This is a genomic window from Flavobacterium faecale (assembly GCF_003076455.1).
In the GTDB taxonomy this organism is placed as follows: domain Bacteria; phylum Bacteroidota; class Bacteroidia; order Flavobacteriales; family Flavobacteriaceae; genus Flavobacterium; species Flavobacterium faecale.
In genome coordinates this window covers 2,056,377-2,071,037 of record NZ_CP020918.1, presented here as the reverse complement: position 1 = coordinate 2,071,037, position 14,661 = coordinate 2,056,377, and the positions used below count along the sequence as shown (strand labels likewise).

Sequence of the window (14,661 nt, the reverse complement as noted above, 5' to 3'; positions counted from 1 at the left end):
AATCGCTTTTTTGGGGTTTGTTATTTTTTGTTCGAAAGCAAAGTTTATCCTTTTGTAATTTTTTCGGGATACTTCTGTGATACTTGAGGCGGATATTTGCAATAACAAAAATGAATAACAAATTTAAAATCAAAATTATGAAAAGAATTTTTATCGCAGTTTTCGCATTAGCATTGACTTTCACAACAGTATCATGTTCTAACGATTCAGATCCAGCAGCAACAACAGTAACCGTAGACTCAGCTGCACCAATTGGAGCATTTACAGTTTCAAAATCTGGAACCCTTACAGCGCAAAATGGAACGCCAACAACTGGTAAAATTGAAACAGGTACTGACAGCCAAGGTAACTCCTTCGTACATTTAGGAACTGACTTCAAAACAGAATTAGGAACCGGGACTGCAACAGTTTATCTTTCTAAAACGGCAACTTTCACCTCTAGTCCAGGAACCGGAAATCCAGATTTAAAATTGGTAGGTATTGTAACTAAAAATGGTGAAGCCTACTACAAATTATCAGGAGCTGCCCCTGCAGACCTACCTTACGTAATCATCTGGTGTGGTACAGCAGGTATTCCTTTTGGAAATGGACTATTAAAATAACAATTTAGTTTTTCTGCAACAAAAGGCATTGGTATCTATCAATGTCTTTTGTTATTTAAATACAATATTATGAAAAAATACTTTTATACCTTAACAATACTCGCCTTCTGTTTCCCAATGCTATCCATCGCACAAAGCGGTTGGACCAAAGCAAAGAATACCTGTTTTGTAAAACTAGATTACAGTAGTTATACCTCATCTGATTTTAGAAATAATGTGGGAAACAAATTAAAAACAAGTGACTTCACCCAAAATGCAATTTCAGTTTATGGAGAATACGGAATCACAAATCGCTTGACTGCCATTGGGTTTTTACCTCTTTATAAACAAAATGGATATGAAACCACTAATAATGTGAGTGGTCTTGGTGATCTTAAATTAGAATTAAAATACGCCTTATTGCAAAAGTCTTTCCCACTTTCGATCGCAATTGCACCGGAATTTCCAACGGGGAAAAAAGATAATTTTGCCACCAATAAAAACAATCCGTTAGAGACAATCAATCTACCTTCAGGAGATGGAGAATTTAATGTTTGGACTACTTTGGCCGTATCACATTCTTTTGCACCTTCAAAATTATATGCAAGTGCGTTCACCGCATTCAATTATAGAACAAGCTACAAAGAGCGTGATTTTCAAAATCAATTTCAAGCTGGTGTCGAAGTGGGTTATCAATTCTTTGACAAACTTTGGGTAAACTCAAAAGTTTCTGTTTTGACAGGTGTTGGTGCTGATCCAGAATTTTCAGACTTTATTAGAGGTGATGGAACAAGCTACACAGGAATGTCTGTGGGCGCAATGTATGAACTAAACAAGAACTTTGGACTTACTGCACAGTACTTTAATTCGAATAGTGCCATCGTAAAAGCTAAAAACGTTTACGCAAACAACATTTTGTCGGTTGGAATTGTGTATCAAAAGAAATAATTTTTATTTCTTACCCTAATCCGTTATATTTACAAATACCACCTAAAAGCAATAGACCCATGAAGAAAATATTGATGATTGAAGATGATCCGTCTATTGTAGAATTGGCGACGATTCACCTCAAAGACATACACTGTGAGGTGACCAAATCGTATGCCGGATTTGAGGGATTACACCTTGCTACGACAGGTACCTATGATGTCATTATCCTAGACATTATGTTGCCCGAAATCGATGGAATCGAAATTTGCAAACGCATTCGAGCCGAAAAAATTAAAACACCAATTTTAATGCTTACCGCAAGAAGCGAAGAAATTGACAAAATTATAGGGCTAGAAACTGGAGCCGATGATTATCTCACAAAGCCATTTAGTATTCGAGAATTTATAGCTCGAATAAAAGCTTTGATACGTCGAACCGAAATGCTTGCACCAGAGCCAGTAGAAATTCCTGAGATTTTGCAGTGCCAAAATCTTATGATGAATACCACCAAGAGAAAAGTTTCTCTTGACGACAATAAGATTGAGCTAACACCAAAAGAATTTGATTTGTTGTACCTATTTATGTCTAATCCTGGCATTAGTTATTCACGTGAAACCTTACTAAATGTAGTATGGGGATATGAATTTTCGGGTTATGAGCATACGGTAAACTCACATATTAACCGCCTACGCACTAAGATTGAAAACAACCTAACCAACCCACGATTCATCTTGACTACTTGGGGAATTGGTTACCGTTTTACGGACGAAATTAAATAATGATGGAACAAAAAAGATACAATAGTTTATTCTGGAAAATATCATTGGTATTCTTCCTGCTACTCGCCATGGTGGGTGTGGCGCACGTATACATAAGCTACCACTCATCACGAGAATATCTCGAAGAAGTTAACCAACGACTCAACCACGATACTGCCAAAAACATTATCGACAACTCTACTCCCTTCTATAACGGACAAGTAATTAAACCCGCATTGGATGAAATGTTTCATCACGTGATGGCAATAAACCCTAATCTTGAAGTCTACTTGGTCGACCCAAAAGGAAAAATAATCGCATGGTTTCCGCCAGAAAAAAAGCTGACGCTACAAAAAATAAGTATTGACCCTATCAAACTATTTATAGCAGATCAAAACAAAACGTTGATTAAGGGCGACGATCCGCTTAACCCTGGAACTCAAAAAGTATTCTCGGCTCACCCGTTGACCATGAATAATATGCTTTATGCCTATATTTATGTGGTGCTGAATGGCGAAAAAAAGCAAGCTACATCAGACACCTTATTTGCTAGTTACTTATGGCAAATTAGTTACCGAACGATGGCAATAACCTTATTTTTTACGTTTGTAATCGGATTGCTTATCATTCGAACCATAACCAAAAACTACTCAAAAATATTGCTAGTCATGCAACGTTTTAGAGAAGGAGATTTGCATGCTCGAATAGACCTAGACAGTATTAATAGTGAAAAACAATTGGCTACCATGTTCAACGAAATGGCAGACATACTCACCACCAATATTGATAAATTGAAGGAAGTCGAAAATTTAAGGCGCGAGTTAATCGCCAATGTTTCGCATGACCTACGCACACCAATCGCGATCATACGTGGGTACCTCGAAACCTTACAGATGAAAGAGGACACCATCACTGTCGAAGATCGCAAACGATACATTGATATTGTGAGCCAAAGTACGGTTAAGCTTGAAAAGTTGGTCAACGAATTATTTGAACTATCAAAATTGGAAGCCAACCAGATTAGGCCCCAAAAAGAGCCCTTTATCATTAGTGAACTGGTAAATGATATAAGTTCGAAATACCAAATCATCGCCATTGATAAAAAGATTAAAATTGAAACCTATTTATCGAAAGAGCTTGCGCCCGTATTGGCAGATATTTCATTGATCGAAAGGGTGATTCAAAACCTGCTAGACAATGCGCTTAAATTTACACCTGAAGGCGGAACCATCAGCATCATTACTGAAAAGTGTCTCAATAATACCGTAAAAATCACCATCTCGGATACCGGAATTGGGATTCCTGAGAAAGATCGTGAACGTATTTTTGCTCGTTATTACCGCGCTAACAATTATACTGATTTAAAAAATAGCACAGGACTAGGATTGGCTATTGCCAAAAAAATATTAGACCTACACGATTCGACACTTGAACTTATTTCTGCTGAAGAAAAAGGAAGTTCGTTCATCTTTAAATTAAAATGTAGTTAAGTATAAAAAATAAAGTAAAGTACTTCTAACCTACTTTGATCAATGCAACATGTATAGTGTTTGTATGATCGAAGTAGGTTTTTTTATTGCTTATTTTTTTCTATACAAATACATAAGAGATAGAAACCTATTCTTATTATCAAAAAGGACTACCACATTTTTACACTATTACGTTGTAATCTATACGCTAAAACATTGTCCAAAAGGCTGTTCGAATTACATATTCGGATGGTCTTTTTGTATAAATTATACCAAGATTTTCTTAAGAAAGGGCTTCTATTTGCCACTATACAACTTCATTTTGAGGCAAAAATTACCTTTAGACTACGATTAAGAATCATTATGTTTTCTTTATCAAATCATTAACTAAAAAATGATCCTGACGGCTTTATTCATTACACTCGTGTTTTTATGAGCAATACTTTACAATTTCGTTAACAAATAAAAAAAAATATTTCAATTTTTTTCTAAAAAACGAGGTGTAAACAAGGTAAAATAGTACAACTAAGAGGTAATTTATGAAGTATCTCCTACTCGTAACTTGAGATAAATTTGTGAGTATCACAATGATTTAATTAACAAATTTCAGCTTTTACGCTACTCGTTTTAGTCAAAGTAGTAGCATCATAAAACAATAAAATCTGTATCGATTAATAAATTATAACAACTGTTTTTTAGATTGAAATAGAATTAAAAACAGCAATTAATAAAATCAATTTGAAGATAATACATCAGATGCTCCCCCCATGAATCATCTGATTTAATACCCTCGTTATCAGATTAACACATATGAATTTTGTTAGCACCAACAAAGTATACTAACAAGAAATGTAATTCGAACTTAATACCTCTTAATAAAAAAAGCCTATGCAGAAAAAAATCGTATAAAAATAACTGATGAAAAAAAATTAAAAAAAAAAATATGAATCAAAACCTTCGGAACAAAGTAAATTTACTTTTTCCATTCCAAAGTAAAGTCAGAACAAGATCAATATCTGTGCTGTTTACAGTGTCTTGTCTTGTGATGCACACCAATTCGCATGCGGCTTATAGCAACAAAGTAACTCCGCTAATCAAAAGCTATTTAGACCAGCAAACTCCAATAAAAGGTACCGTCAAAGATTCTGATGGGTTACCTATTCCTGGAGTAAATGTGCTAATAAAAGGTACAACCATCGGTACGACTACCGACATAGATGGTAATTATATTTTAGCAACTTCTAGCACGGCCAAAACGCTTGTGTTTTCGTACCTAGGAATGAAGACTGAAGAAGTAAACATTAATGGAAAAACAGTGATCGATGCTACTTTAGCAAGTGATGCTGCTGCATTAAGTGAAGTTGTTGTCATTGGATATGGGACGATTAAGAAATCAGATTTGACGGGTTCAGTAGCATCTGCAGATACCAAAGAATTAAATAAAACTCAAAACACCTCCATCGCACAAGCAATTCAGGGTCGTTTAGCGGGTGTAACGGTAACCAAAAGTTCTGGTGATCCTGGTGCTACTCCAACCGTGCGTATACGAGGAATCGGTACTGTAAACGGAGCCGATCCATTGTATGTTGTTGATGGTGTGCCAATTAATGATATTTCTAGCATTAACATGGCCGATGCAAAATCAGTTGAGGTATTGAAAGATGCTTCTGCAACAGCAATTTATGGTTCTAGAGGTGCAAATGGAGTGGTTATGATTACTACAAAAGGTGGTCAAAAAGGTGCGCCAACAATTACTTATAGTACTTATGCTAGTGTACAAAATCGAATTGACAATCTACAGGTTTTGAACTCAAATCAATGGGCAACATTGTACAATGAAGCAAATGTAAATGATGGTAAACCAGCTAATCCTAATTTAACCGATCCCTCTTCGTTACCAAACTACAATTGGAAAGATGCCGTTTACAAAACAGGAACAATGCAAAGTCATCAATTGGCTGTAACAGGTGGTGGAGATAAATCAACCTATTATGTTTCTTTTGGATCAGTTGCACAAAAAGGTGTTATTGATCAATCTTCATACAAAAGAACCAATTTTAGAGTAAATAATACCTACCAGATTAAACCTAAAATCAAATTGGGTACCAACTTACAATATGCTTCATCCAACACTGTAGCAGTTCCTCAAAACGGGTTCAATTCGAATCTAAAAAGTGCCTTTGTGGGTTACATTATAGATCCTGTTACTCCGTTATATAATGCTGATGGTTCTTTAGGTTTGTCCAAATACTCTTTGCAGGCCGTGAGCCCACTAGGATTAGTACAATATGGAAAAACACCTTCTAGCGAAGAAAGCTTTTTAGGAAACGTATTTATTGAAGCTGAAATTTTAAAAGGATTGACTTTTAAGTCCAATTATGGTCTTCAAATCAATACGCATGACGTTAATAATTTTAGGCCAGTATACAATGTTTCTCCACGATTTAATGCTCCTGTGAGTGTGTACAGTATACAAAGAAACCAAAATCGTGTAATGATTGTTTCTAATACTTTAAATTACAACAAACAATTTGGTAAAAAACATAGTTTGAATGCTTTATTAGGTCAAGAGCAACAAATTCTAAGTTCAAATTCTGTTAGCGGTCAACAAAGTAATATTCCTAGTAGTGTCGAGAACCCAACTGTTGGAGCGGGAGATTCTTCTACGTCCATCCTTAACGGTGGTATTTCTAGATCAGAATTAGTTTCGTTTTTTGGTAGATTAAATTATAATTATGATGAGCGTTACTTGTTAACGGGTACCTATAGAGTAGATGGTTCTTCTCGCTTTGGAGCCAACAATAAATGGGCTAAGTTTCCTTCTCTTGCTGCTGCATGGAACGTTCATAACGAAAAATTCTTTCACGCAAATGCTATTGACCAATTAAAATTAAGAGTTGGGTGGGGTAAAACGGGTAATCAAAATATTCCTATTTCTGCTGTTTTCAACACTCTTAACGTTGGTACAAACTATTTGTACGGCAGCGACAATACCGCACTGGGAGTTGCACCTTTGACTCCTGGGAATCAAAATCTAAAATGGGAATCGACTGTTTCTACCAACTTTGGACTTGACCTTGGTATAATGCATAATTCAATCACTTTCTCTGCCGATTACTTTATTAAGAATACGACAGATATGTTGATGCCTAGCCCAATACTTCAAACGTCAGGTTATGCAAATTACCCGTACACAAATGCAGGAAACATCCAAAACAAAGGATTGGAACTTACTGCTAATTATAAAAAATCAATCAAAGATTTTTACTTTAGTGTGGGTGGTAATATTTCATTCATCCAAAATAAAGTTCTTAGCCTGAATGGGGATGGAAGTATCATTCAAACAGGAGATAGCGATCCATTTTACAACATCAGTAGAACGGAAGCAGGTCATCCATTAGCATCTTTCTATGGCTATCAAATGGCTGGAATCTTTCAAAATCAAAACGAAGTGAACACAAGCGCTACCTTACCTAATACAAAACCTGGTGATGTAAAATACAAAGATTTGAACGGTGACGGAAAAATTGATGATAGCGACAAAACATTTATTGGATCTCCTTTCCCAAAATTCACTTACGGAATCAATCTCGATTTATCATACAAACAATTTGATTTCACCGCCTTTTTTCAAGGAAGTCAAGGAAATAAAATTTACAATACCACAGACTATTGGTTGCAAACAGATATTTCAACAAATTCTAGTACTGCTATTTTGGACCGTTGGACAGGTGAAGGAACATCAAACACAGTACCAAGAGCCTCTTTTGCTAGTACCAACAATAACTCCCAATTATCAAGTCGTTTTGTAAAAAACGGTTCCTATTTGAGATTAAAAAATGTTCAAATTGGATATTCATTTAAAGATGATTTTTTAAAGAAGTCTTTTATCTCCAAACTTCGTTTGTACGTAGCTGCTCAAAACTTACTGACTTTTACTAAGTATGATGGATTAGATCCAGAAGCTGGGGTAGATCCTTCTCAAAATAGCCCTTTGGACATCGGTATTGATAGAGGTAGATACCCATCTGTTAGATCGTACACTTTAGGTCTTGATATTAACTTTTAAAAAACAGAAAAATGAATTTGTATACTATAATTATAAAAAACTCCAGGTATTGCTGTATAGCAGCAGTTGCCTTACTAGCCTCCTGCAGCAATGAATTGGAAGGAAAAGTATATGGTACTCCTGTATTGGAAAACTTCTACCAAAATCCTGCTGATGCCGAGCAGGGTCTAAATGCTGCCTATAATCCTATGAGGGAAATGTATGGTAAAGAAAATTTTTGGGCAGGAATGTCTTGCGATATTACCTTTGGTGACGTAGGAACTGACGATTTTTTGAAAGGTGGAATTAGCGTTGTTGACAATCTTCCTTTGTACCAGAAAGAAAGTTACAACATTCCGACTTCCAATATTGCCGTGAGCAGAATATGGCAAATCAATTACAAGGGAATACTGTACTGCAACTTAATATTAAGCAAAGTACCAGACATTACCTTTACTGATGCTACCCGAAAAGCCGAAATTTTGGCCGAAGCACATTTTATGCGTGCGTATTATTACTTTGACTTAGTAAATAGTTTTGGTGGTGTTCCTATTATTGATAAAGTACTCGAGCAAGGAGAATACAATGTACCCCGTTCAACAGAGCAGGATTCATATACTTTTATCGAAAATGATTTAAAAGCTGCAATCACTGATTTACCTTCTCGTTTAGATAAACCACAATCTTACCAAGGTCATGCAGACAAAGGTGCTGCTTTGGGTTTGATGATGCGAGTGTCTATCTATCAAAACAAAATGGATCAAGTCAAAACATATGGTGATCAATTGTTTGCTCTCGCCTTTACATTATATCCTACTTACAGCTCCCTTTTTCAAACCGAAGGAGAATGGAATTCTGGTTCCCTTTTCGAAATTAATTATACGACTAATACGAGCTTACTCGGTACAAGTATACCGCAATTTATAAGTCCCATAAGCAAAAAAGGATATGCTTGTATGCAAGCAAAACCAGAGTTGATAAGTGAATTTGAAGCTAATGACCCAAGATTAACAGCAACATTATACCAAACACCTGTTACATATGGCACAGGATGGTTCATTAGAAAATATGCTTGGGCTCCGTTTAGTAATTACCCTACTCCTACTGTTGGCGGGAACAATAATAGCTCAAATAACATTAGAGTTATTAGGCTAGCAGATGCTTATTTAATGTATGCTGAGGCTGTTTACAATACTAATCCAGCAGACGCAATCAAATATGTTAACCTAGTCAGAGCAAGAGCAAGAGGAACAAATACTGCCATCTTACCTGCTCTACCGGCAACGCTATCGGGTACACCTTTATTGAATGCTATCTATCATGAAAGAAGAGTAGAATTGGCAGGTGAAGGATTTAGATACCACGACCTTGTTAGGACCAATAGAGCGCAGACTATCTTAGGTCCGCTTGGATTTATAAAAGGTACGCACGAAATAATGCCACTTCCGTACTCGGAGATAACACTTTCAAATGGTATTTTAAAGCAAAATAATTATTAATTAAAGCATTAAAATTTCATTTACAACTACAATCAATGCCTCAAAAAGTAATCTTATTTGAGGCATTTTTTATTCCTATCTCTTCTAACTTCTTACCAAAAAACGATCATTATTGGTATTCGAAACACATTGCAGAAAAAACTTAACATTGGAAAAACACAAAGACAAAACTTACTAAATATCAACCAATTAAACCAACGCAACAAAGATAAAAAGACCTAGAATTTACCTAAAATTCATACACCATAAAAAACTTAACATTGGAAAACGGTATTATTTCATACATTTGCATAACAATTACATAACATTAAGTTAACACTGATTTTTACCGCTAGTACTTAATTTTTAAACGAAAATATATAATGGTCCGCAATCAAAAAAAACAAGAAGTTGAACCTGTTGTTCCTAAAAACAATGAGGTAGTTGAAAACAAAGTAGAAGAAACTATTAAAACTCCTACGGAAGAAATTGCAATACAAGAACCTGAGACTGTTGCCGAAATTACAACTAAAACAACTGTCGAAGAAAATATAGAAACAGTTGCAGATGATGCTGCAACAAAAGTGAAGTCTAAAACCAAGAAGAAAAAAAACAAAGTAAAGATGTCTGACAAGAAAAAAGCAAAATTGAAAAAAGCTGAAGCTAAAGAAAAAGCAAAACAAAAAGCAAAAAAGAAACTAGCCAAAGCGAAAAAAGCGAAGAAAGAAAAAGCCAAAAAAGCCAAAGTAAAAGCAAAGCTTAAAGAGAAAAAAGCGAAAGCTAAAACAAAAAAGGCTAAGAAGTCTAAGAAAAAGAGCAAAAACAAGAAAAAGTAATTTTTCGTAATCAAAAAAAAAGTCCCAATTCAATTGGGACTTTTTTTGTAATCTATAGCAAAGCTATTATTTTTTTGCCAAAGAAGCACTCATCTCCATAGAGATTGCAGAACGCTCCATTTTCAATTTTCCAGCCATAGTTTCAATTACTACTGTCGTCTCAGAAAGCTCAGACACTTTACCGTGAAGACCACTTTTTGTAATAACTTTATCACCTACTTTCAATTCGCTTTCAAACACTTTTTCTTGTTTTGCTTTCTTTTGTTGCGGTCTAATCATAAAGAAATAGATCACTACAAACATTAGTAAAAAGGGAGCAAATTTGTTTAAATTTTCTAACATTGTTTTATTTTATTTTTAATTAATAAATTACATTAAACCACGACCGGTCTTCATCATTGTTTTATTAGTTGTCATTTCTTTGACCAAGTTATCCAAAATACCGTTGATAAACAAACTACTTTTTGGAGTAGAATATTCTTTTGCCAACTCCAAGTACTCGTTCAAAGTAACTTTTACAGGAATCGATGGAAATTTCATAAACTCACAAATCGCCATTTTCAAAATAATAGTATCCAATTCGGCAATACGATCACTATCCCAGTTTGGCGTTTTATCTGCAAATTGTTTAGCCAATTCTTTTTCGTTCAAAACAGTTTTACGAAACAAATCTTTTGCAAAATCTTTATCCTCAGTGTCCTTATATACTCTAGGAACTCTAAAGTTATCATTCTCAATTGGCTCCAAAGCTTTCAATTGCTTAGCAATCAAAGTATTCACTAACGGAATATCATCAATCCAAGTCAATTTATCATCTTCCAAATGCTCGTACAACTTTTCGTTTGGTGCAATAACGTTCACAAACAAATCCACAATCAACTGTTTGTCTTCTTCAAAAGATTGTTTTGCGTTGCTCATATAGTCAATATAGTACTGACTTTGTTTTATAGCATTCAACAACAACATAATATAATCTTGGTTCAAATACCAAGAATCAATTTTACGTGTTTCAATACCAATACTTAGCGAATTATTTTCGGCCAAGATCTGGAAAACGGCATTATTAATAAATTTGTTGTTGGGATTGCGTTCTGCAGTAGTAGCCAAGTGTTTCAAACTTGATTTATGCAAAAACTCCGATTCTTTTTTACAAATTTCCATCAAAGAGGAAACCATGGTAAGATATAAATCCTGAATACTGTCTATACTAAAAAAAAGAAATTTTTCTTCTTTCTCGAAATTATCAGAACCATTTTGATGCATCGCATAAATCGATTGCATTACTTTGACGCGAATGTGTCTTCTGTTTACCACCTTGTAAGAACTTTTAAAAATTAGAGTGCAAAAGTAGTTATTCCATTTCTAAAAATAAAATTTAAATTTCAAAAAGAGATAAATCATACAAATCATTTGGAGCACATCAATCCGTTTTACAACAACAGCTGTCCTGCTCTGCGCAGTATCTTTTTTATGGTGGATCGTCCCGAGGCTTCGGGCTCTCCACCACAAAAAAGGATACTTGCTGCGATCAGGGCTAGGCAACAACGCCTCTTTATTTAATGACATTTTGTATTGAAATGTCACTAACCCGTTTCGCTGCTTACTGGAACTATTCAAAAAACCGTTTTTATTTCTCACCTCCCAACCCTATTTTTAAAGGCCATCCGATCTAACTACCATTCGATTCTTATTCAAAAAATATACTTTTTTCTTACCGAATAGATATATTCACTACTTTTAAGAACAAGTTCAAATCAAGCAACCAACAGCTTCTAAAATTATACTTATGCTTAAACCACTTTTTTTAGCTACTCTAATCATTACAGGATTAAGCAGTTGTAGCTCCAAAATCAATCAGTATAAAAATAAAAAACCAGAAGGTAAATGGGTAATTACCGATTCCCTTGAATCGGTCTACACGGCAACTGGACGATACCACAAGGGCAATGAGAAAGGCAAGTGGCGCTACTTTAAAGACGGAAACCTAATTAAAACAGAGCGTTATCGCGGCTATAACACCAAAACCGTTTTTTATCATCCCAATGGTCAAGTATATAAAAAAGGAAAAACACAGTATGATAGTGACGCCGTAGAAAGTCATTGGTACTACATAGGGAAATGGTCGTACTATAAAATGAACGGTCAACTGGACTCTACCATTGTCTACAAAAAAGAAAATACCTCCAAATTATTGAAAAAACCTCTTAAGTTTAATTAAAAGAGTGTATTATTGATTTACAGTACAAAAGAGTAGACCAAAATATTTTGTAAAAAAAAGAAACGACTACTGCATTATTTTAAAAACCAAATTTAATTCAAATACCATGAGCGACCACAAAATTATTGATAATCATCCGTACATAAAGTATAGTTTACCACAGCCAGAAGAAAAAGAGATCCTTGAAAAATCTAAAGCTTTCTATGAAAAAATGGAAAAAAGGCGATCTGTTAGAGAATTTTCTGATCGACCGATACCACGAGAGGTCATTCATAATTTGATTAAAACTGCATCAACAGCGCCTTCGGGAGCGCACAAACAACCATGGACTTTTTGTGTTGTTGAGAACCCCGAGATCAAAAAGCAAATTCGTATCGCAGCCGAAGAAGAGGAACGCCACAGTTATAAGTCACGTATGTCTGACAGTTGGCTTGAAGACTTGAAGCCACTAGGAACAGGTTGGGAAAAACCATTTCTAGAAATTGCTCCTTATTTAATTATCGTTTTCAAACGTACTTATGAATTTGGTGAAGAAGGAAAAAACAAAAACAATTATTATGTACAAGAAAGCGTAGGCCTTGCCACTGGATTTTTGTTGGCTGCCATACACAACGCCGGATTAGTAGCATTGACGCATACTCCAAGTCCGATGAATTTCTTGACCAAAACACTTAAACGCCCCGAAAACGAAAAACCTTTTATGTTGATTCCTGTGAGCTATCCCGCAGACGACTGTTGGGTTCCAGATTTGCAAAGAAAAGAACTGGACGATATTTGTGTATTTTATTAAACTCATAAACAGTTGCCAATAGTAATGACCAAAGATGAAATAGGATACAATAACTACCATTCCAAATAGAAAAACAGATTGACTCTACTTCGCAAGCAGCTTCGTGTAGCATTTGAGCCCATGATCGCATAGGTTTATGTGATTTTGTGATACGTATATGCCTCACGTACGATCGCATGACGTATGACGCCGAATGTAAAACAATCAAAAAGGGCACTGTTCAAATTTTTTTATTATTTGACTTACATCAAATTTTTTGATAAAAAACAACTTTAGCTTTGTATCAAATAATTTAAAGCTAAAATGGAACTCACACAAATAGAAACTTATCCTGAAATTGATATAAATAGTCAACTAAACTTTGAAAAAGCATTGAAGCATCTACAAAATGGCGGCGGAGTAATTTTGGTAGATGATAAAAATAGAGAAAATGAAGGTGACCTCATATTCTCTGCTCATAATATGACTGTTGCGAGTATGGCACTCATGATTAGAAAATGTAGTGGTATTGTATGTCTATGTTTAACCAATGAAAAAGCTGATATACTGGACTTACCTTATATGGTGAAAGAAAACACAAGTAGCTTTCAAACCCCCTTTACTATCACTATCGAAGCGAGAGAAGGTGTAACTACTGGTGTTTCTGCAAAAGATAGATTAAAAACCATCCAAGTTGCTTGTGCTAATAATGCCAAAAGCGATGACTTGGCAAGACCAGGACATATTTTTCCGCTGCGAGGTAGGGATAATGGCGTTTTTGACAGAGAAGGTCATACCGAGGGAAGCATTGATTTAATGAAATTGGCAGGCTTAAAACCCGAAGCAGTATTGTGCGAATTAATGAATGATGACGGAACAATGGCGAATAGGAATACAATAATCGAATTTGGAAAAGAACACGATTTGATCGTATTATCAATTAAAGATATAATTCAATATCGTAAATTTGTCAGAGACTACAATTAAATGACAAACTATCCCGAACTTGCTACTTACATTAAAAAAAATATTAATGTGGATGAGGATGACCTAAAAACCATTCTATCTTATTTTAAACCCGTTGACAAAAATAAAAATGAAATTTTACTTGCTCATGGAAAGGTGAGTCAAGTTAGTTACTTTGTTTTAGAAGGTTGCTTGAGAATATTTTACATCAATGATGTTGAAAAAGACGTTACTCGTTACATCGCCTTCGAAAATCATTGGGCAACAGCACTTGTTAGTTTTATAACGAATGAGCCAGCGCAAGAAACGATTCAGGTTGTTGAAAATAGTAAACTTTTATATATCACACACGAAGATTTTAGACATCTCATGAAAATAATTCCAAAATGGAACGACTTTTATAGTATCTATTTAGAAAAAGCCTATGTGAATAATTCAAAAAGATTAATGTCTTTTACCACTTTGGATGCTTCAGAAAGATATAACCAATTGTTTAAAATAAATCCCACCATTGTTAAACGTCTACCCAACAAAATAGTAGCTTCTTACATCAATATATCACAAGAAACTTTGAGCAGGATCAAGTCTAAAATTTCTAATTAATAATT

Annotated in this window: 13 protein-coding genes; 11 read left to right on the top strand and 2 right to left on the bottom strand. The window is 34.9% G+C overall.

Annotated elements, in window-relative coordinates; genetic code table 11:
* Positions 1-137: 137 nt before the first annotated feature.
* The 7 genes from FFWV33_RS09080 (at position 138) to FFWV33_RS19305 (ending at position 10,100) form a co-directional block, all read left to right on the top strand.
* Positions 138-602, top strand: a complete 465-nt coding sequence (locus FFWV33_RS09080; protein WP_159085997.1) for a DM13 domain-containing protein — start codon at positions 138-140, stop codon at positions 600-602.
* Positions 603-671: 69 nt separating this feature from the next.
* Positions 672-1,529 (top strand): transporter, encoded by an 858-nt coding sequence (locus FFWV33_RS09075; protein ID WP_159085996.1) that lies wholly within the window; start codon positions 672-674, stop codon positions 1,527-1,529.
* 59 nt (positions 1,530-1,588) lie between these two features.
* Positions 1,589-2,290: a response regulator transcription factor gene (locus FFWV33_RS09070; RefSeq protein WP_108740612.1), complete on the top strand. Its 702-nt coding sequence runs from the start codon at positions 1,589-1,591 to the stop codon at positions 2,288-2,290.
* Positions 2,290-3,759, top strand: coding sequence for a sensor histidine kinase (locus FFWV33_RS09065; RefSeq protein WP_108740611.1), 1,470 nt, complete (start codon positions 2,290-2,292; stop codon positions 3,757-3,759). Before FFWV33_RS09070 ends, FFWV33_RS09065 begins: the two co-directional genes overlap by 1 nt.
* Positions 3,760-4,681: 922 nt before the next feature.
* Positions 4,682-7,807 (top strand): SusC/RagA family TonB-linked outer membrane protein, encoded by a 3,126-nt coding sequence (locus FFWV33_RS09060; RefSeq protein ID WP_108740610.1) that lies wholly within the window; start codon positions 4,682-4,684, stop codon positions 7,805-7,807.
* Positions 7,808-7,818: 11 nt separating this feature from the next.
* Positions 7,819-9,285: a RagB/SusD family nutrient uptake outer membrane protein gene (locus FFWV33_RS09055; protein ID WP_108740609.1), complete on the top strand. Its 1,467-nt coding sequence runs from the start codon at positions 7,819-7,821 to the stop codon at positions 9,283-9,285.
* Positions 9,286-9,647: 362 nt separating this feature from the next.
* Entirely contained in the window at positions 9,648-10,100 is a 453-nt protein-coding gene (locus tag FFWV33_RS19305; RefSeq protein WP_159085995.1) for a hypothetical protein, read from the top strand.
* Positions 10,101-10,166: 66 nt separating this feature from the next.
* On the opposite strand, the gene yajC is transcribed toward FFWV33_RS19305, so the two are convergent.
* The gene (gene yajC, locus FFWV33_RS09050; RefSeq protein ID WP_108740608.1) at positions 10,167-10,442 is read right to left on the bottom strand and encodes a preprotein translocase subunit YajC; all 276 of its coding nucleotides are present in this window, start codon (positions 10,440-10,442) and stop codon (positions 10,167-10,169) included.
* Positions 10,443-10,469: 27 nt separating this feature from the next.
* Positions 10,470-11,381 (bottom strand): transcription antitermination factor NusB, encoded by a 912-nt coding sequence (gene nusB, locus FFWV33_RS09045; protein WP_108742505.1) that lies wholly within the window; start codon positions 11,379-11,381, stop codon positions 10,470-10,472.
* A 505-nt stretch (positions 11,382-11,886) separates the two neighbouring features.
* On the opposite strand from nusB, the gene FFWV33_RS09040 reads away from it, so the two are divergent.
* From FFWV33_RS09040 to FFWV33_RS09025, 4 genes are all read left to right on the top strand, one after another.
* Positions 11,887-12,318 (top strand): hypothetical protein, encoded by a 432-nt coding sequence (locus FFWV33_RS09040; RefSeq protein ID WP_108740607.1) that lies wholly within the window; start codon positions 11,887-11,889, stop codon positions 12,316-12,318.
* A gap of 106 nt (positions 12,319-12,424) precedes the next feature.
* A complete protein-coding gene (locus FFWV33_RS09035; protein WP_108740606.1) occupies positions 12,425-13,108 on the top strand; it encodes a nitroreductase family protein in 684 nt (227 codons plus the stop codon).
* A 303-nt stretch (positions 13,109-13,411) separates the two neighbouring features.
* The gene (gene ribB, locus FFWV33_RS09030; protein ID WP_108740605.1) at positions 13,412-14,074 is read left to right on the top strand and encodes a 3,4-dihydroxy-2-butanone-4-phosphate synthase; all 663 of its coding nucleotides are present in this window, start codon (positions 13,412-13,414) and stop codon (positions 14,072-14,074) included.
* Complete coding sequence (locus FFWV33_RS09025) at positions 14,075-14,656, top strand: Crp/Fnr family transcriptional regulator (RefSeq protein WP_108740604.1); 582 nt, start codon at positions 14,075-14,077, stop codon at positions 14,654-14,656.
* Positions 14,657-14,661 lie beyond the last annotated feature (5 nt).